At 39.9% G+C, this 18,621-nt stretch carries 16 protein-coding genes; 13 read left to right on the forward strand and 3 right to left on the reverse strand.

Features of this window, described 5'->3' with window-relative positions:
• The first annotated feature begins 32 nt into the window (after nt 1-32).
• The 9 genes from speB to AC2YHV_RS23255 all read left to right on the forward strand — a co-directional run bounded on the left by speB (nt 33) and on the right by AC2YHV_RS23255 (nt 8,938).
• Complete coding sequence (gene speB / locus AC2YHV_RS23215) at nt 33-1,031, forward strand: agmatinase (protein ID WP_057275590.1); 999 nt, start codon at nt 33-35, stop codon at nt 1,029-1,031.
• A gap of 99 nt (nt 1,032-1,130) precedes the next feature.
• A complete protein-coding gene (locus tag AC2YHV_RS23220) occupies nt 1,131-2,570 on the forward strand; it encodes a sodium:solute symporter family protein (protein WP_057275591.1) in 1,440 nt (479 codons plus the stop codon).
• The gene (locus AC2YHV_RS23225) at nt 2,570-3,376 is read left to right on the forward strand and encodes a class II aldolase/adducin family protein (RefSeq protein ID WP_487374262.1); all 807 of its coding nucleotides are present in this window, start codon (nt 2,570-2,572) and stop codon (nt 3,374-3,376) included. Before AC2YHV_RS23220 ends, AC2YHV_RS23225 begins: the two co-directional genes overlap by 1 nt.
• A gap of 89 nt (nt 3,377-3,465) precedes the next feature.
• Nucleotides 3,466-4,455 carry a D-2-hydroxyacid dehydrogenase gene (locus AC2YHV_RS23230; RefSeq protein WP_487374263.1) on the forward strand — a complete coding sequence of 330 codons (990 nt, stop codon included), beginning with the start codon at nt 3,466-3,468 and terminating at the stop codon, nt 4,453-4,455.
• Nucleotides 4,456-4,610: 155 nt separating this feature from the next.
• On the forward strand, nt 4,611-4,703 hold the full coding sequence (locus AC2YHV_RS23235) for a putative holin-like toxin (RefSeq protein ID WP_220126990.1): 93 nt from the start codon (nt 4,611-4,613) through the stop codon (nt 4,701-4,703).
• Nucleotides 4,704-4,962: 259 nt separating this feature from the next.
• The gene (locus AC2YHV_RS23240; RefSeq protein WP_487374264.1) at nt 4,963-5,535 is read left to right on the forward strand and encodes a TetR/AcrR family transcriptional regulator; all 573 of its coding nucleotides are present in this window, start codon (nt 4,963-4,965) and stop codon (nt 5,533-5,535) included.
• A gap of 61 nt (nt 5,536-5,596) precedes the next feature.
• Entirely contained in the window at nt 5,597-7,027 is a 1,431-nt protein-coding gene (locus tag AC2YHV_RS23245) for an MDR family MFS transporter (RefSeq protein ID WP_487374265.1), read from the forward strand.
• A gap of 188 nt (nt 7,028-7,215) precedes the next feature.
• Nucleotides 7,216-8,274, forward strand: coding sequence for an alkene reductase (locus AC2YHV_RS23250; protein ID WP_057275595.1), 1,059 nt, complete (start codon nt 7,216-7,218; stop codon nt 8,272-8,274).
• Nucleotides 8,275-8,416: 142 nt separating this feature from the next.
• A complete protein-coding gene (locus AC2YHV_RS23255) occupies nt 8,417-8,938 on the forward strand; it encodes a P-loop NTPase family protein (RefSeq protein ID WP_487374266.1) in 522 nt (173 codons plus the stop codon).
• A gap of 193 nt (nt 8,939-9,131) precedes the next feature.
• Here the strand turns inward: AC2YHV_RS23255 and AC2YHV_RS23260 are convergent, their stop codons facing one another.
• From AC2YHV_RS23260 to AC2YHV_RS23270, 3 genes are all read right to left on the reverse strand, one after another.
• Nucleotides 9,132-10,538, reverse strand: coding sequence for a M20 family metallopeptidase (locus AC2YHV_RS23260; protein ID WP_487374267.1), 1,407 nt, complete (start codon nt 10,536-10,538; stop codon nt 9,132-9,134).
• A gap of 36 nt (nt 10,539-10,574) precedes the next feature.
• Complete coding sequence (locus AC2YHV_RS23265; RefSeq protein WP_487374268.1) at nt 10,575-11,834, reverse strand: amidohydrolase; 1,260 nt, start codon at nt 11,832-11,834, stop codon at nt 10,575-10,577.
• Between the two features lie 120 nt (nt 11,835-11,954).
• A complete protein-coding gene (locus tag AC2YHV_RS23270) occupies nt 11,955-13,499 on the reverse strand; it encodes an AbgT family transporter (protein WP_098864956.1) in 1,545 nt (514 codons plus the stop codon).
• A gap of 475 nt (nt 13,500-13,974) precedes the next feature.
• Here AC2YHV_RS23270 and AC2YHV_RS23275 point away from each other — a divergent pair, with 475 nt between their 5' ends.
• The 4 genes from AC2YHV_RS23275 to AC2YHV_RS23290 all read left to right on the forward strand — a co-directional run bounded on the left by AC2YHV_RS23275 (nt 13,975) and on the right by AC2YHV_RS23290 (nt 18,530).
• Nucleotides 13,975-15,279: a helix-turn-helix domain-containing protein gene (locus AC2YHV_RS23275; RefSeq protein WP_098185642.1), complete on the forward strand. Its 1,305-nt coding sequence runs from the start codon at nt 13,975-13,977 to the stop codon at nt 15,277-15,279.
• A 95-nt stretch (nt 15,280-15,374) separates the two neighbouring features.
• Nucleotides 15,375-15,530 (forward strand): YjcZ family sporulation protein, encoded by a 156-nt coding sequence (locus AC2YHV_RS23280; RefSeq protein WP_487374283.1) that lies wholly within the window; start codon nt 15,375-15,377, stop codon nt 15,528-15,530.
• A 377-nt stretch (nt 15,531-15,907) separates the two neighbouring features.
• The gene (locus tag AC2YHV_RS23285) at nt 15,908-16,588 is read left to right on the forward strand and encodes an LbetaH domain-containing protein (protein WP_487374269.1); all 681 of its coding nucleotides are present in this window, start codon (nt 15,908-15,910) and stop codon (nt 16,586-16,588) included.
• 643 nt (nt 16,589-17,231) lie between these two features.
• A complete protein-coding gene (locus AC2YHV_RS23290) occupies nt 17,232-18,530 on the forward strand; it encodes a hypothetical protein (protein ID WP_230134414.1) in 1,299 nt (432 codons plus the stop codon).
• The last annotated feature ends 91 nt before the right edge of the window (nt 18,531-18,621 follow it).

The following is an 18,621-nucleotide window of genomic DNA, read 5'->3' on the forward strand; positions in this document are numbered from 1 at the left end:
AATAGTAGAATTAGAATTTAGGAGGATGTTACATGAAGAAGTATCAACCGAAAGACTCATTCAAATCACCCCGTTTTTGTGGAGTGCGTACGTTTATGCGGCTCCCATTTGTTGAACAGATAGATGAAAATATGGATTTTGTCATTACGGGAATTCCATTTGATTCCGGGCAATCATTTAGGACGGGTGCGAGATTCGGTCCAGAAGCCATTCGCGATTTTTCAATCCTTTTACGTCCTTATAATCCAGAACAAGATATTAATATTTTTGACTATATATCAGGAATTGATTATGGCGATGTTCCGATCATCCCGGGGTATATTTCGGAAACATATAAAAAGATCGAAGAAGAGCTTACTCCCGTCATTGAAAAAGGGATCATTCCGATCTCATTGGGAGGCGATCATTCCATTACACTAGGGGAGTTACGTGCAATCGTAAAAAAACATGGACCCGTTGCCCTGCTTCAGTTCGATGCTCACTCTGACACTTGGGATAGTTATTTTGATCAAAAGTATAATCACGGAACCGTTTTTCGCCGCGCAATAGAAGAGGGGCTCATCGATGTATCGCGATCTCTTCAAATTGGTATGAGGGGCGGTCTGTACGGACCCGAAGATCTTCAGGATGCCCGGGATTTAGGTTTGGGAGTTTACACGACAAACGATTATAAGCGTATCGGGGTCGAAAAGATGTTAAGGGTCATTCATGAGCGTGTTGCGAATGGTCCGGTGTTTTTATCTTTCGACATTGATTTTTTAGATCCGGTTTATGCTCCGGGTACGGGGACTCCAGAAGTTTCCGGTGCCAGCATTGATGATGCTTTAGCCTTGGTAAGAGGATTGACGAATATAGATTTTGTTGGATTCGATCTTGTGGAGGTTTTACCATCATACGATCACGGACAAATCACGGCTGCTGCAGCCGCTAATATTGTCTATGAATTCATCACTCTCATCGCACTCGCAAAAAAAGGGAAAATGGAGAAGACAGAGAGAGTAGGAGATTTGGAAACGCAGCTTAATAATTAGTTTCCTCATTTAACTATAGAGAAGGAAGGAAGCTGTAATTCCTTTCTTCCCTTTTTACAAAGCGATAAGAACAATACAAGCCCAAAAGGAGATGTGTACATGCATATTTTGGATATATCGATCATGATTCTATATTTTTCTGTTTTAATCATTGTGGGAGTAATCGGATCCAAACGGGCAAAAACAGCAGATGATTTCATTGTGGCAGGACGCAATCTTGGTCATTTTATGTATTTATCCTGTTTAGCTGCTGTGATATTAGGGGGGGCTTCCACTCTAGGAACAGCAAAGTTAGGTTATCAGTTTGGGATATCCGGTATTTGGCTAGTGGTGATGATCGGGCTCGGCATTATCGCTATCGGGCTGTTTTTAACAAATAAGATATTTAATTTAAAAGTATTGACGATCAGTGAAATGCTTGAGAAACGCTACAACTCTCAGACAAGATTGATCAGTGCCCTTGTCTCTGTTATCTATACATTCATGCTGACTGTAACGCAAGTGATCGGGATGGGGACAATTTTACATGTTTTGGCTGGCTGGAATTTAACGGTTTCCATGATAGTCGGGGGCGGGATCGTTTTATTTTATACAATATTAGGAGGTATGTGGTCAGTCACAATGACTGATGTCGTGCAATTCGTCATCATGACGATCGGTATTTTCTTTATCATGCTTCCGATGAGCATCTCTAAGGCAGGAGGGTGGGGCTCGCTTAAAGAAAATCTCCCAGCATCACATTTCGAGTTAGGGAACATTGGCGGAGAGACGATTTTTCAATATTTCCTATTATTTACCCTCGGGGTAGTTGTTGGCCAAGATATTTGGCAGCGTCTATTCACTGCACGAACCAAAGCTGTTTCTCGTGGCGGAACGATTGGAGCGGGGTTATATAGTGTTTTTTATGCGATTGCAATCAGTATCATTGGAATGTGCGCTTTTATTATCCTTCCTGATTTAGGCGATCCCCAAAATGCATTTACCAGTATAGCGATGGTAACTTTACCTGCTGGTCTATTGGGGGTTGTCATTGCGAGTGTGGTATCTGCTCTTATGTCCACAGCTTCAGGTACTTTGCTTGCTTCGTCCACTTTAGTTGTTAATGACATCATTAAAAAATATATTGGTCCAAAAATGAGTGAACGACAATTTTTAAAAACATCCCGAATTACAACTTTAACGATTGGTGTATTGACCATAATCGTTTCGATTTGGATTCAAGATATTTTAGTTGCATTGGATGTAGCTTACGCAATTTTATCCGGAGCTGTGTTCTTTCCGATCATCCTTGGTTTCTTTTGGAAAAGGGTCACGGCTACAGCGGCATTTTACTCGATTCTCGCCAGCATGATCGTTATCATTGTCGGATTGGTGATTAATGGACCTTCCTCCACTCAACCAATTCTGTACGGGCTCGCTACTAGTTTTGTCGTCATTACTACGATCACTCTCCTAAGTTCCAATAATGATCATAAAAATGAAAGTGAAGTAAAGCAAGATATAAAGGGCAAAGCTGACATGGATACCATGGCTAATTAATGTTTCAGCAAAAAAACGGAAAAAGATTCGAGGAGGAACGAAATATGACAAAGACAATTTCCCTGCAACCGGCAACATTCAATACAATGGAAGAAGAACGCATTCACAGGAAGGAACGCTTGGCAGCTTCATTCCGCCTTTTTTCAAAGTTTGGTTTCGATGAAGGGATAGCAGGCCATATTACGGTCCGTGATCCTAAATATACAGACCATTTCTGGGTCAATCCGTTTGGGATGCATTTTAGTCAAATTTCCGTTTCGGATCTTATATTGGTTAATCATAAAGGTGATATTGTAGAGGGTGAACATTCTATTAATGGTGCTGCCTTTGCCATTCATTCTGAAATTCATAAAGCACGGCCGGATGCGATTGCAGCGGCACATGCTCATTCGGTCTATGGAAAGACATGGTCTTCCTTAGGGAGACTGTTAGATCCGATTACGCAAGATGCCTGCCAATTTTACAATGACCATGCATTATTTGATGATTTTACTGGTGTCGTTTATGCATCCGAAGAAGGTAAACGCATCGCGAAGGCTTTAGGTCAATTCAAAGCTGTCATTCTCCGCAATCATGGATTGTTAACGGTCGGCCAATCTGTAGATTCAGCTGCTTGGTGGTTCATAACGATGGAACGTTCATGTCAAGCACAGATAATGGCTGAATCTGTAGGTAAGCCGATTTTTATAGAAGAAGAGTATGCAAAATTGACTGCAGAACAAACGGGAACGGAATATGAGGGATGGCTGAGTTTCCAGCCTCTGTGGGAAAGGATCAGAAAAGAGCAACCAGATTTCTTGAAGTGACCATGAAGCACGGCATGGTATAATCCCAACGGATTGCCTTCCCGTAAAAGAGGGAAAAAGGAATCGTATGTTCTTGAGGAGGTTTTATAATGTCCGCTTCTAAGAAAGCAGCACCTTCACTTTATATCAGGGTCGATATACCGGAAAAATACATCAATCAGTTTAAGGAGATTTGTTCGGAAGTTGTTGTCGAGCCATGGGAATTCGGCGAACCCGAACCACAGCCAACGGTTGATTTAACAAAGTTTGATGTCCTATATACGATGGGGCTTCATGATAATCTTAACATTATAAAAAAAGCTCCAAAGATTAAATGGGTCCATTCAGACAGTGCTGGAGTGGAGGCCATGCTGAATGAAGATATAAAAAACAGCGATGTCATCATCACCAATGTCAAAGGCTGCACATCTGTCCCGATAGCCGAGCATACAATTGCGATGCTATCTTCGTTAGCAAGAGGCGTACCGACAATGATCAGAAATCAAATAAACAAAACGTGGGTTGAAATTCCAGTGAAAGATCTTGAAAATGCGAAAGTGGGGATAATTGGGTATGGTGATATTGGCCATGAGATAGCCAAGAGATGTAAAGCGCTGGGTATGACCGTTATTGGGTGCCGCCGGAATCCCACCAAGAGGAACACCGAATATGAACCTGCTGATTTGATAATGGGAATGGATCAAGTGGATGAGGTCCTTTCCATGTCCGACTTTGTCGTCTTGGCCCTTCCGTTTACAAAAGATACTTCATACTTTTTCAATAAAGAACGCTTAAATAAAATGAAAAAAGGCAGTTATGTAATTAATGTCGGCCGAGGTAATACGATTGTCGATGAAGATTTAATTCATTCCTTGAGCAATGGGCACATAGCAGGAGCGGCTCTGGATGTGTTTGAAGTAGAACCTTTACCTAAGGACCACCCATTTTGGCAGCTGGAAAACGTCATGGTATCCCCACATAATGCTTACAACTCTTCCAAGCACCTAGATCGTGTGATGGAATTATTCCTTAGAAATTTAAAGCTTTTTTCTGATGGTAAACCCTTAATGAACGTTGTAGAAAAAAAACTTGGTTATTAAGAGCGATCGGTCTTTTGAAAAGAAATTCGAATGGAGTACAAGGGCAGACCCTGATTGGGTTTGCTTATTTTTGTTTAAAAGCCGCTGCTTCATCTTTTTCTTGTATAGGACAATCTCTGATCAGGAAAAGCTGGATATAAGGAGGCGATGTATGAATGGGTACTTTCGAAGTTATTTCCCTGATGCTAAGCTTTGGCATGTTTGTAATTGCTATTCTTGATTTCAAAAATCATGACAAAAATCCTTGAAGATATTGAGGCAGGCTGATGTGTTTGATTAATAATGGAAGCGTTTTAAAAAATTCCGGGTTATTTAAAGAAGGTATTGATTTTCTCGATTTTTTAAACTTGCAGAGAACACCATTATGAGGTGTTCTTTTTTGTTTTGTTTCCAATGAGTTTTAATCGATATTCCATGCATACATAAGTATCATCTTTGACAAAACAATGATATACAAGTATAGTCTCTAATAGACCGGTTGATATAATTTCAAGGAGTGATCCAGCTATGGCAGAGAAACGAAACTCGAAAGACATTCTTATTGAAGCTGCTTCCAGACTTTTTCGTATACGTGGATATTACGGTGTGGGGCTTAAGGACATTATTGAGGAAAGTGGTATCCCAAAAGGTTCGATGTATCATTATTTTCCGAAAGGTAAAGAAGAATTGGCGATTGAGGCGATTATTCATACAAAGGAATTCGTGATAGATGAAATTAAACGGGGGTTTGATGAAATTGAAGACCCTATTAAAGCCATTCAGTCTCATATTTTTCATTTATCCGAGGTTTTTGGTCATAGTGAAAATCTATTAGGACTGCCAATCGGGACGATTGCAGCGGAAACATATACGACGAGTGAGCAGATAAGAATGGCCTGTCAAGAAGCGATGGAAGATTGGCAATCCATTTATGTGAAGAAATTACTCGAAGCGGACTTCAGTGAGAAACGGGCAAAAGAATTGAGTATCGTAATTAATGCTTTGATTGAAGGGGGTATCCTTTTATCCTTAACGGCGAAAAACGGGGAACCTCTCCAAGCCATTGCGGAACAGATACCATTATTGCTGATAAATAAATAAGTCATGCGGAAAAATTATCTTAAGCTTAGGTCGAACAGTTAGTAATTGGAGGAATTATTTTATGTCAGCAGATGCAACACAGCAACAAAACCCTGTCATTAGGACGACCCCTATATTAATTGCATTTTTAATAGCAGGGTTCATCGGGTTATTCAGCGAGACGGCATTAAACATGGCGCTGGGAGATCTAATTCAAGAATTCAATGTCAGTCCTTCAACCGTGCAATGGCTAACAACGGGTTACCTATTGACATTGGGGATATTGGTTCCCGTTTCGGGACTCTTGATTCAGTGGTTCAATACTCGTCAATTATTCATTGCCTCAATGGTGTTCTCCATCATTGGGACGCTCATTGCAGCAATTGCACCCGGGTTCGGCATCTTGATGCTAGCCCGGGTCATCCAGGCAATCGGAACGGGTCTTTTATTGCCTCTCATGTTCAATACCATTTTATTGATTTTTCCTATTCATAAAAGGGGAGCGACGATGGGATTGATGGGGCTGGTGATCATGTTTGCCCCAGCCATCGGACCGACAGTTTCAGGCTTGATTATTGAAAATCTAAAATGGAACTACATTTTCTGGGTGTCTTTGCCGTTCTTTGTGATCGCTTTACTATTCGGTCTCAAGTATATGCAAAACGTTTCAATAATCACCAAACCTAAAATCGATGTACCATCCATTATTTTATCGACCATTGGTTTTGGGGGAATTGTTTATGGCTTTAGTATTGTTGGAGAGCAAGGATGGAGCAATGCGATCGTTTTATCCTCGATCATTGTTGGACTTATAGCGTTATTCCTGTTTGCTGTGAGGCAATTCAATATGGATAAACCAATGATTGACTTGCGCGTTTTTAAATACCCGATGTTCACGTTTGGGTTAATAACCGTCTTCATCACCTTCATGATCATCATGTCATCCATGATTCTCTTACCGCTATACCTGCAAACCGGGCTTGCATTAGCTGCGTTTTCTGCTGGGCTGGTACTATTGCCGGGTGGAGTGCTTAATGGTATCATGTCTCCGGTTACGGGGCGCATTTTTGATAAGTTCGGTCCAAGAGGGTTAGTGGTTCCAGGCTTCATTATCATGATTGTCATGTTATGGACTTTGACGAACGTAACGACTGAAACGACGATCATAATGGTAATCGTCATGCACTCCCTCCTTATGATTGGTGTTTCGATGGTCATGATGCCGGCCCAGACAAATGGCCTGAATCAACTGCCAAAAAATCTTTATCCGGATGGAACGGCTCTAATGAATACATTGCAACAAGTATCGGGGGCCATCGGTACAACCGTTGCCATTACGATCATGTCAGCATCCCAAAAAAATTATATGGCAAATGCAGAAGATCCGTTCGATCCGTCTGCCATTAGCGGTTCATTGACTGCAGGCGTTCAAGATGCCTTTATTTTCGGCCTTGTCCTTGCAATCATTGGTTTGATCGTATCGTTTTTTATCAGAACAGCACGAGACCAATAAGATAAATTAGCCAGCAGGGAATGGAGTTTCTCTGTCTGGTTTTTTTTACTGGTCTTTATTACCATATTTCATCAAAAACGAAAAAATCAGAGTGAATTATTTGAAAACTAACCACTTATCGGATAATCTTACACAATGAAAGTTACTAAAATTCAGCTCAGGTAAAGCGGTTAACAGGAGGAACTCAAATGAAAACAATAAAAACCAAAATGTTTGAACCTGTAACAATAGGTGCATGGAACTTAAAAACAAGAACGGCAATGGCTCCTATGACTCGGTCGTTTGCCGATAACGAAACTGGTGTTGTGAATGACCTGACCGTAGAATATTACCGAAAACGGGCTCAAGATGGAATCGGACTTATCATTACTGAAGGTGTAGTGATTTCACCAAGAGCAAAGGGCAATCCTGGAGTTCCCGGTATATATACTCAAGAGCAAATCGACGGATGGAAAAAAGTAACGGAAGCAGTACATGCTGAAGGCGGAACGATTATTGCGCAAATCTGGCATGTGGGCCGTGCAAGCCACCATGAAATTGCAGGAGGACTTCCTCCGCAGGCTCCGTCACCTATCGCTGCAGAAGGTAAGGTTTCACGATTCGGCAAACCTTTTGACACTCCTGAAGAAATGACAGAGACGGATATTGCAGAAGTTGTGAACCAATATAAACAAGCTGCAAAGAATGCAATGATTGCTGGTTTTGACGGCGTTGAAATTCATGGTGCACATGGCTACTTAATAGACCAGTTCAATTCTGACACCTCCAATAAAAGGACCGATCGGTACGGTGGTGATTTAAAACAGCGTCTGACATTTATGAAGGAAGTGCTAAAAGCAGTTATTGATGCTGTAGGAGCGGAACGTACCCTTATTCGTTTCTCGGCTTTGAAAATTGACCAGCCGTCTTATATGTGGGAAGACCCTGAAAAAGCGATCCAAACATTTATTGAAGCGTTCAATGAAACAGGAGTCAAAATGATTCACCCATCCACGATGGAATTTACCAAACCGATTGCAAGAGGATTGACCATGCATGAATTGGTACGCAGCCACTGGGATGGAATCATAGTCGGTGTGGGCGGGCTTGATCCTGAAACAGCGGAAGCAGCACTGGAAAAAGGCATCATTGACGTTGCGGCGATTGGCCGTCCGCTTATAGCCAACCCGGATTATCTGGCACGAATTAAGAAAGATGAAAAACTTGTTGATTACGAGGTAAAGAAACATTTAGGGCATCTGATTTAATAGAGATAAAATGTAAGGCTGGCTTGTTCTTTGACAGGACATCGCAGCAACCATACTTCATTTTCTGAAACTGATGCGATTCTTCTTCAAGAAGGGTCGCCTTTTCTTATGAACATAAAAGGGGAGAGTGGATGGTATATCGATGGAACGTATCATGGTTATCGGAGTGTCCGCGGGTGTCGGGAAATCTACTTTTGCAAGAAGGCTTGGAGATCATTTGAATATCGAGGTATATCATTTGGATACATTCTACTGGAAACCTGGCTGGGTGGAGGCTCCTTTAGAGGATTTTATTTCTGCTCAAATGGAAGTAGTGAGTCATGACAAGTGGATCATGGAAGGCAACTATAGTCATTCTTTAAATCTGCGTTCGGAGCTAGCCGATACGATTATTTATTTAGAACTTCCCCTCGGTGTTTGCCTTTACCGTGTGATAAAACGCTGGTTGTCTAATCTAGGTAAAACAAGGCCTGATATGGCTAAAGGCTGCCATGAAAAACTAGACTGGGAGTTTATCAAATTTATCATATCCACTTACTTTCCTCGCAAGAAAGAAATGAAAATCAAATTGGCAGATCTTCAAAAGAGTGACCCTGAAAAGGTGATAGTTATGTTAAAAAGTAAGCCCGATATTGAAGGATATTTGTTGAATATGAAGGGATAAGCTTCTTACCATTAATCTTTATGAATCTTAGAGATTTTCGAAACTGGGTCTTTCCTGATCTTAACGGCGAGCTCATAAGCACAAATGGAAAAGGGATCTTCCAATCGAAGATCCCTGAGACTTTAGAAAAATTCGAAGAAATCGAGTTTGGCTGCGAACAATTTACGATTACGGCAACTCAGTAATCTAGTCTTCATCTTTTTACTAAAGGTTTTACATTTTGCGGGATAGGGGAGAGATAGCTTTTTCCTTGTAATCGTTCTTTTAGTTCCGTTTTTGCCTTTTCAATTAATTCCGGATTTTGAAGTACTTCTACTGCAGTTGCCGCAATAACCTTGCCGGCATGAAGCATTCCTTTATGGGCAATGGATGTTGATCCCAGTGTAACCCACTGCCAGCTATGCAAAGGTGACCCAAGAACAAAACAAGCCGTTGTGCATTGGGCAGTAGGAACAATCCAGCTAACATCTCCCACATCCGATGAACCTGTTAATGGCGCTTGGAGGCCCTCAATGGGTTCTAACCAATTTGCCAGTGCATCATCTTGATTATCTTTAAATGGATTGATTGTACTGTTCCTTTCTTGTTCGGTTAAGGTGGCGCGGATTTCTTTGGCAAGCTGTTTTTCATCATCATCGTGTTGTGGAATGCCTAATTCTTGAAAATTCTTATACATGACGGAATCTAACACAGTGTTTTGGATAACATTGGAACAGGCTTTGTCAAAAACGATTTCCAATTCAGTTCCTGTCATCAGGGCAGCGCCTTTAGCAATATTACAAACTCTTAAGTAAATATCTTGAACTTGTGAAACTTCTGGAGCTCGTAATAAATAAAGAACTTCAGCATCTTGTTGGACAACATTAGGAGATAATCCACCTGAATTCGTTATTGCATAATGGACTCTTGCTTCCTGGATAATATGCTCTCTTAAATAGTTCACGCCAACATTCATAAGTTCTACGGCATCTAAAGCACTCCGTCCCAAATGTGGTGATGCTGCTGCATGGGAGCTTTTGCCTTTAAACTTATAATACACTTGGAAATTGGAAAGTGAATCCATCGACATGACGCCGTTAACATCCAGTGGATGCCAACAAAATGCAAAATCAACGTCATCGAACAAACCTTCTCTGACCATGAAGGTTTTGCCTGATCCGCCTTCTTCTCCAGGACATCCATAATAACGAACTGTCCCATTTATATGATTCTCTTCCATATAATCCTTCACTGCAACAGCTGCAGCTAAAGATCCCGTACCAAGTAAATTGTGACCGCAGCCATGGCCATTTTCACCTTGTACTAGTGGCTCCTGTTTAGCCGTAGCCGCTTTTTGACTCATACCTGACAATGCATCGAACTCTCCCATGATTGCCACAATAGGTTTACCGGTTCCAAAGCTGCCGATGAATGCCGTTTCTATGTTTCCAACACCTTTTTCAACAGAAAATCCTTCGCTTTCTAATGTTTTGCATAGCAATTCAGCAGATTGATATTCTTCAAAACGTGTTTCTGCAAAATTCCATATACAGTCACTGACTTCAATGAATTTTTCTTTTTTTTGTTCAATGATTTCCGATAGTCTATTTACATATGTCATTTTTCACTCTTTCCTTCCTATAAATATACTGAAAAATTATTTTAAAAGCCGTCTAGCAATAAGATTCAAAAGTTCTACACTCCTTGGTAAAACCTCTTCTTGAATATCAAATTTAGGGTGGTGATGTGGTGCAGGAATATCAGTCCCAATAATCATATATGTCCCTTTCCCGCCATTATCCTGTACTCTTCGAATCATGAAACTTGCATCTTCGCTTCCCGCAGAACCGGATTTCCTGCATGCTTCGATTGTTGAAAAACCATCTACATTCCTGGCTTCTTCCATGGCCAGTTCGACAAGTTCTTGATCACAGCGAATCGTAATTGCTTGTCCTATAATTTCAATTTCATGTTCAAGCTCATGCATACCTGCACTATGAGCCACGATATTTCGAACACGTTTCTCCATTTCAGCATTTGCTTCTTCGGTTACAGATCGGGTTTCAATGATCATTTTTGCATGTGCTGGAATAATATTAGCGGCTGTTCCTCCATTAAGAACACCTACGTTCACACGGGTCGAGCCTGAACTGAATCTAGGAATGGCATGAATATTTAACAATGCGGTGGCTGCTCCCAATAATGCATTTTTACCTTTTTCAGGAGCAGCACCTGCATGAGAAGATACCCCATGAAAATGTGCAGCCATTTTCGTACTTGCTAAAAATCCGGAAGACCCACCGTGAAATTCTCCTAGAGGGACATCTGTGCCAAGGTGCAGACAATATATATGATCCACATCATCCAAAATTCCTTTTTGTACAATTGAATAGGCACCGCGTACGCCCTCTTCAGCTGGTTGAAAAATAAGCTTTACGGTTCCTGCGAAATTACCATCCGCTAATTTTTCAGCAAGTCCTAAGCCAATGGCTGTATGGCCATCGTGTGCACAGGCATGCATATTTCCTTCATATTTTGAACGAAAACCGTTTTGTTGCGGGAAGTGGTCAGAATCAGTACTTTCCTTAACAGGCAATGCATCCATATCAAAGCGGAAAGCTACGGTTGGGCCAGCCATTTTTCCTCTTAATACACCAATGACGGCAGTATATCCACCCTCCATTTCTTGGAGGATCTTTGGATTGGCACCATCTTGTAATGCTCTATTAAATGTTTCCTCTAATACTTCGATAGGGGGGACTCCACGGCGAGAATCACCATCTAAAGCATCTTTTCCAAATATCACGTTATACTTTAGGGAAGTTAGTGCTTCCACTACCTTTGAAGCAGTACGAAATTCCGTAAAGCCAACTTCCGGGTGTTGATGAAGATCACGTCTTAAAGAAATAATATCCAATTCGTTTCACTCCTAATTTTATTTGATGATAATTCGTATCATACGATTTAGTGTCTATATCAAGCGGCCCAGCCCCTCAAGTCGCTTAAGGGACATACGGGGCGCTTGGGACTTTTCAAATTACGGTAATTTCGGATATACTCCGGGACCAATTGGGAGGCCAAGGAAATACCAAACCACAACCAATAATGTCCAAATGATGAAGATGATAATCGGGTAAGGCAAAATAAGAGAATAATAAGTTCCTAGTTTTGCATCTTTTCGATACTCTTGTAAGAAACTTAAGAATAGTGGGACAAATGGAGATACAGGTGCCAATGGCAGTACAGATGAATCTGCTACCCTGAACAACATTTGGGCGAAGGCAGGATGATAGCCTAATACCATGAACATTGGGACAAAAACGGGTGCCAATATAGACCATATTGCCGATCCGCTGGCAATGAACATGGAAAGAAGTCCAGATAAGAACATTAGCCCTATTAGGACAGGTGCACCTTCTATGTTTAGCTGTTCCAACAGATCTGTGATGGATAAAGCCAAAAACTTACCCATATTACTCCAGTTAAAGCAAGCGACAAACTGGGAAAGCGGGAAAACCATAATAATGAATCCGGCCATGCCTTTAATTGGGTCTACCAATAATTCCGGAATGTCATTTTGTTTCTTGATTGCTCCCACCTTAACTCCATAAGTAATGGAAACTGTAAAAAAGAAGAGTAAGATGATTGCGACAATTCCGGACATGAATGGAGAAGGGAGGATGGCTCCGGTTTCTGGATTTCGCAATAGGGCTCCTTCTGGAACGACTAGAATGGCCATAACAGCTATAAAAATCAATGCTGAAATACCTGTAGCCAGGAGTGCTTTGTTTTGTTGCTTCGTTAATTGCTCCAATTTTTTATGTTTACCGCCACCTTCATACTTTCCTAAACGCGGCTCAACAAATTTATCTGTAATCAAGGATATAACTACCGTGAGTACGAGAACGGAAGTCGCCATAAAGAACCAGTTATCCGTAACATTAACGGTCAAATTTGCATTCATGCCTTTCGCTACTTCCGAACTGATTCCTGAAAGCAAGACATCTGTTGTGACGATTAATAAGTTGGCAGTGAAACCTGAACCAACCCCAGCAATGGCAGCGAGCAAGCCTGCAACAGGGTGCCGTCCCACAGCAAGGAAAATCAAAGCTCCAAGGGGAGGCATGATGACAAGCGCAGCATCAGAAGAAACATGACTGAAGAAGGCAACAAATACAACTAAATAACTTGCGTATTTCCCTGAGACCTTTAACGACATTTTCCGAATCAAAACTTCTAACAATCCGACCTTTTCAGCGAGTCCCACTCCCAGCATTAGGGCTAAAATAGATCCCAATGGTAAAAATCCTGAAAAGTTTTTAATCATATTCGGCAAAATCCATTGGATGCCTTCACGGCTTAAAAGGTTTTGAACTTCCACTTTCTCTCCACTAATGGGGTCCGATGCCGAAACATGGAAAACGGATAAGAGAGCGGTTACAACAAATAAAAAGGCAATCATATAAATAAATAAGATAAAGGGGTGGGGGATTTTGTTTCCTATTCGCTCTACTCTATTGAAAAAACCACCCGTTTTCTGATTTTGAAGATTAGTTGTATCTTTGATTACTTTTTGTTCCATTACATTCTCCTCCTAAACCTTCTTCCATTTGTAGTTTGTGCGTTTTGCACCATTCCATTTATAAACTTTTCTCTAAACCTGCCTTAAACTCAAATTAGCGTCTTTCATCCTTTGTGAACTTTCATTAATCTCTTCCAAATATACTGCTTTTTATTTAACGAATATTTAGCGCTATTTTCGTTAAATGTATTATATAATTAAGAATAATCTATTTCAATAAAATTTTCTGAATAAAGGGAAATTATTTTCTGGTAATTGTTGTGAAGTAAACAATGGAATGCGAAATCATTGAATGATTAAATCCTGCCATTCTTGAACTTACGATAGATAAATAAACCATATTAAGCAGCACCGTTTATTCATGTCAAACGGTGCTTTACCATGCTTGTATATTTGGATATCATTTTTATTCCCTGTTAGGGTTGGTTATTTTGATATAATAAAACGAATAGTATGATGTAGGGGTGAAATAAACTTGTATAAAATTGGGGTTGTTGGTCCACTTTCATCTTTAAAGAAAATTCGGGATGTTACTAATGAATTTGAACATGAAATTGATTTTATTGATTTTCCATATGAAGATGCACGTGAGGTAACGGATATTATAAAAAAACATCAAAGTACAGTAAATGGTTGGTTTTTCTCTGGACCGGTACCCTATAGAATAGCAAAAGGAATGTTGGATTCAGAGGCTAATTTTACATATTGTCCCCCTGTAGGATCTAGTCTATATCGATGTTTATTACAAATGTCTGCAGATCAAAAACATTTTTTCGATAAGTTGTCCATCGATATGATTCGATTGGAAGACTTTTTTCTTCATGAGTCGCTGCAAGAGCTGGGGATTTCCACTGAACATATTTATGTAAAAACATTTGATGAACAATATGATTATCAAGAAATTGTCCAATTTCATCTTCAGTTGTGGAGGGAAGGGGAGGTACATGGTGTCCTTACCGTTTTACAATCTGTTTATGAGGCCTTGAAGAAGGAAAGTGTTCCTGTCTACAAAATTAATATGACCAAAATGGAAATTCGGCAAGCGGTCAAGATTTTAATTGAAAAGGCAAAAAGTACTTATTTCAAGGATAGCCAGATAGGTGTCGAAATCATTGAAATTGATCAGTTTGATCAATTTGTTGACGAGGTTAATATTCGTTACCATCTGCAGCATTTGGAGCTTAAGATTAAACAAACATTGCTTACATTTTGCGAAAAATTAGATGGATCCCTCATCGAAAATGGAAACGGACGCTATCAAATATTTAGTTCACGAAAGGCCATTGAACGGGAAATTGGCAGCTTGCGAAGTACCGTTCAACAACTGGCCCTTGAGATGGATGTTTCTGTTGCAGTCGGCATTGGTTTTGGTGAAACGGCAGCATCGGCAGAAATCAATGCCCGCAAGGCGATCCGTCATTCAAAAAAGAAAGAAAGTTCTGGAATTGTTGTTATCCAGGAAGATGGTGTAATGATCGAATCCGTAGGTCAAGAAGAACAATTGGCATACACCTTCCGTTCCAATGATAAAGAACTGCTGGATAAATTGAATCAGGCTAACATTAGTGTGAAAACGTATAAAAAGATAGAAGCATTGATCGATCGTATGGGCTGGGATGGCTTCACTTCCTCGGATTTAGCTTCCCATTTATCCATGACCGTTCGAAATGCCCAGAGAATCATGAGTGGTTTGAGTGAAAGCGGTTTAGTGGAGTATAAAGGAGAAGAACTTCAATCACCTCGGGGAAGACCTCGTAAAATTTATATGTTAAAGAAGTAACACCTTGACGTTCTTGTGCCAATATCCCAATTAGAACATAAAGTAAAGGAACCATTTAATTAATTCCTCCTTAAAACAAAGAAGGAGATGTTTCTATTGTCAAATTGTGGTCATCACAAATTGTGATTCTGATAACGATTGGTGGAGGTTTCGCTTTTATAGTCGTATTGTTTATACTCTTAATCATTGTTGGAGCTACTTGTTATGGTAGCGGTAATGGAGCGGTCCAAGGATATGGCGGTTTCTGCTAAAAGCTCCCCCGCTGTAACGAACAGAGTAAATAAGGCTAGTTTAAGGAGGATGATCTTTGTTTAAAAGGGGGCATTCTTTTTAATTCCATTGATATCTGTATTGATTGTGGTATATTTCACGTTTTAGATCCCCAGTGGCGAAGAAACTTCGTGATTCTTTTGGTTGATTTACAAACTCGCAGGTGCATAACAGGATCGATAGGTATTATCCTTAGTTTCTAATACGCGAAATATCTATTTCTATACCAAGGCAAAGACTAAAAAATTCTATCGTCTGTACTGCAGGAAAGGGATGGATACATGAATGATAGCCCTTTCGCCACCCATCTTCCTGCATAAAATAATTAAGCCCGATAGATTGTGAGGGAGGTAATTGCTTGGGTGAAAAAAAAGGATCAAACGCCTCTTCCAATAACCATTCTCACTGTTTTGAACCATTTATAAGCCCCAATCCCATTACTTCATTAAATCCTGTTCAACGCTTTCCTAAAATTGATAAAACAGCATTTGTCAGTCAGTTTTCCAGTGTCATAGGTGATGTTACCATTCGTAACAATGTCTATGTAGCGCCTAATGTAAGTATACGTGCGGATGAAGGAACTCCTTTTTATATAGGATCCAATTCAAATATACAGGACGGAGTAATTTTACATGGATTATTCAATAAAAGGATTTTAGTTGGGACAAATGGCTATTCAATATTCATTGGAAATGAAGTGACCATTGCTCATGGTGCGATTTTCCATGGGCCTTGTTATATTGCAGATAAGGTATTTGTTAGTTTTAATTCCATTGTTTATACGGCAATTGTAGGAAGAGGCGCATTTATTTCTTATAATGCAGTAGTAACAAATGGCGTTCGAATACCGCCTGGTAGGTTTGTACCGCCAGGAGCTAATATTGATTCACAAGAAAAAGCGGATGCACTTTCAACAGTACCTAAAGATAGTAAGGAATTTGCACATGAAGTTCAACGGGTCAATCATGAATTCCCCGCATCTTACCACCTGTTATTTGGGAAAAATCATTGCTCCTGCGGATTTGCCTATGACCAGTAATAAGTATGGCTGGATTGGGTCATTCGTAGAGGATTCCAGAAATGCGAAGCTGTCATTGAGGCAGCTTTTTTATTGTTATGGGCGGACATTATAATCGTACCTAAGAGGAGATGTTCCGAATAAAAGTTGTTAACAAAATAATAAACTTAAAGAGATGATGTGACTGGAAGGCGGCTCTATCCCCTTCTTTGTTTTGCATTCATATTAGGGGTTTATAACAATATTTCTTCAAAACACCTATTTTAAAAAACATAATTAAACTATTAAATAACTTTAGTATCCTACTTTAAGGTACATAGCGTGGTGAATCATTAACTATATTTATCCGTGCAGTGATTATAGATGAATAACGAATACAACGTATTTTTCCTTCATGTTGCATGATAAAATGAGACATAAGAGAAAAAAATTTGGCGTGGGTATGAATACAACTATATACTAAAGCATTGGCTACCACATTTTTCTTTTTGCTGCTGATATGATCAAGAGGTAACAAAAAAAATAAAAACAAGGGCTCATACAAATTGAAACAATAGTTAGACAGCAGAAGAATTAGGATTACATATCATGACTTGGATTAAACCAGGATATTCTACAAATAACAATGAATCTATTACAGATGGTAAAGGAAGTCGATTACTGGATGTATAAAATCGGACTTGTCGGTCTAAAAACTTCTATAGAACAAATTTTAGCCGCGGCAGAAGAATATAAACATGAGTTGGAATTCATCTCTTTGCCCTATGTAAGGACCGAAGAGGTAGAGAATATTGTAAAGGAACATGATTCACATGTACATGCATGGCTTTTTTCTGGTCCACTTCCCTATGAAATTGCGGGAAAAACACTATGTACAGATAAAATAATGGTCCATGTCCCAGCTACGGAATCTGGTTTTTATAAATCCTTTTTAGAGATGATCTATGAACAAGGGAAAATCATTGAGCATCTAAGTATCGATACTATGTCCTCAAATAATATTAGCGAAGAAGCTTTGTCACAGTTGAATATAAAAACCCAAAAGATTTATACGAAAGTGTTTGAGACAGATGTTGATACGGATGAATTGGTACATTTTCACTTGGATTTATGGAATACGGGAAAGACAGAAGGCGCTTTTTCTTGTTTTCCTTCCGTGTGTGAAGCTTTAAGGGAATTTGGCATTCCAGCCTACCGTATGTCGATGAGTAAGATGGAAGTGAGGCAAACTCTTCGAATTCTTTCTGAAAAAGTAAAAGCATCCTACTTTAAGGATACACAAATCGGAGTCGAAATCATTGAAGTCGAATATTTTAATAAAGTGGCAGAGGAAATGAAAACTCCATATCATTTACAGTACTTGGAGCTTCGGCTAAAAGAAATGTTGATTCAACTTGGTGAAAAAATAAATGGTTCCTTTTCAGAGAAAGGGAATGGAAGATACATGATTTTTAGTTCTCGCGGCGCAATTGAACGAGAAATCATTACGCTCGAAGAAACGATTGAAAAATTGGCTTTTGAAGCAGATACAACCGTTGCAGTTGGAATTGGCTTCGGCGAGACTGCCTATTCGGCGGAAATCAATGCTTTTCGTGCTATTCAACATTCAAAAGAGATGAAGAAGCGAGAAATTGTGATTATTCAAGATGATGGCAAAATAATCGAATCACCAGGCAAAAAGAAAGAACTGCAATATGATACCCGTACCCATAATAAACCCCTTATAGAAAAGTTGAAAAACGGAAATATCAGTGTTAAAACGTATAAGAAGATATCGGCGCTTGTTCAAAGAATGGGCTGGAGTGATTTTACTACAAAGGACTTAGCGACACATCTAGAGATGACAGAGCGTAATGTACGGCGAATTGTTGCGGATATGTGCGAAGTTGATTTGGCACAATGCGTTGGTGAAGAGGCTAATGCCACCCGAGGAAGGCCGAGTAAGATTTATCAATTATTATGAATTACAGGCACCCATAATTTGGGTGCTTTTTTAGTGTGGGAAAAATGGTTTGGAATTTTCAAAAAATATTGTAATGAAGACTGTATGAGAT

This window comes from Peribacillus sp. SRI_006 (assembly GCF_057586375.1).

Coding starts and splice junctions, on each gene's coding strand:
- speB (WP_057275590.1), top strand. CDS start 33: ATGAAGAAGTATCAACCGAAAGACTCATTCAAATCACCCCGTTTTTGT.
- AC2YHV_RS23220 (WP_057275591.1), top strand. CDS start 1,131: ATGCATATTTTGGATATATCGATCATGATTCTATATTTTTCTGTTTTA.
- AC2YHV_RS23225 (WP_487374262.1), top strand. CDS start 2,570: ATGTTTCAGCAAAAAAACGGAAAAAGATTCGAGGAGGAACGAAATATG.
- AC2YHV_RS23230 (WP_487374263.1), top strand. CDS start 3,466: ATGTCCGCTTCTAAGAAAGCAGCACCTTCACTTTATATCAGGGTCGAT.
- AC2YHV_RS23235 (WP_220126990.1), top strand. CDS start 4,611: ATGGGTACTTTCGAAGTTATTTCCCTGATGCTAAGCTTTGGCATGTTT.
- AC2YHV_RS23240 (WP_487374264.1), top strand. CDS start 4,963: ATGGCAGAGAAACGAAACTCGAAAGACATTCTTATTGAAGCTGCTTCC.
- AC2YHV_RS23245 (WP_487374265.1), top strand. CDS start 5,597: ATGTCAGCAGATGCAACACAGCAACAAAACCCTGTCATTAGGACGACC.
- AC2YHV_RS23250 (WP_057275595.1), top strand. CDS start 7,216: ATGAAAACAATAAAAACCAAAATGTTTGAACCTGTAACAATAGGTGCA.
- AC2YHV_RS23255 (WP_487374266.1), top strand. CDS start 8,417: ATGGAACGTATCATGGTTATCGGAGTGTCCGCGGGTGTCGGGAAATCT.
- AC2YHV_RS23260 (WP_487374267.1), bottom strand. CDS start 10,538: ATGACATATGTAAATAGACTATCGGAAATCATTGAACAAAAAAAAGAA.
- AC2YHV_RS23270 (WP_098864956.1), bottom strand. CDS start 13,499: ATGGAACAAAAAGTAATCAAAGATACAACTAATCTTCAAAATCAGAAA.
- AC2YHV_RS23290 (WP_230134414.1), top strand. CDS start 17,232: ATGTATAAAATCGGACTTGTCGGTCTAAAAACTTCTATAGAACAAATT.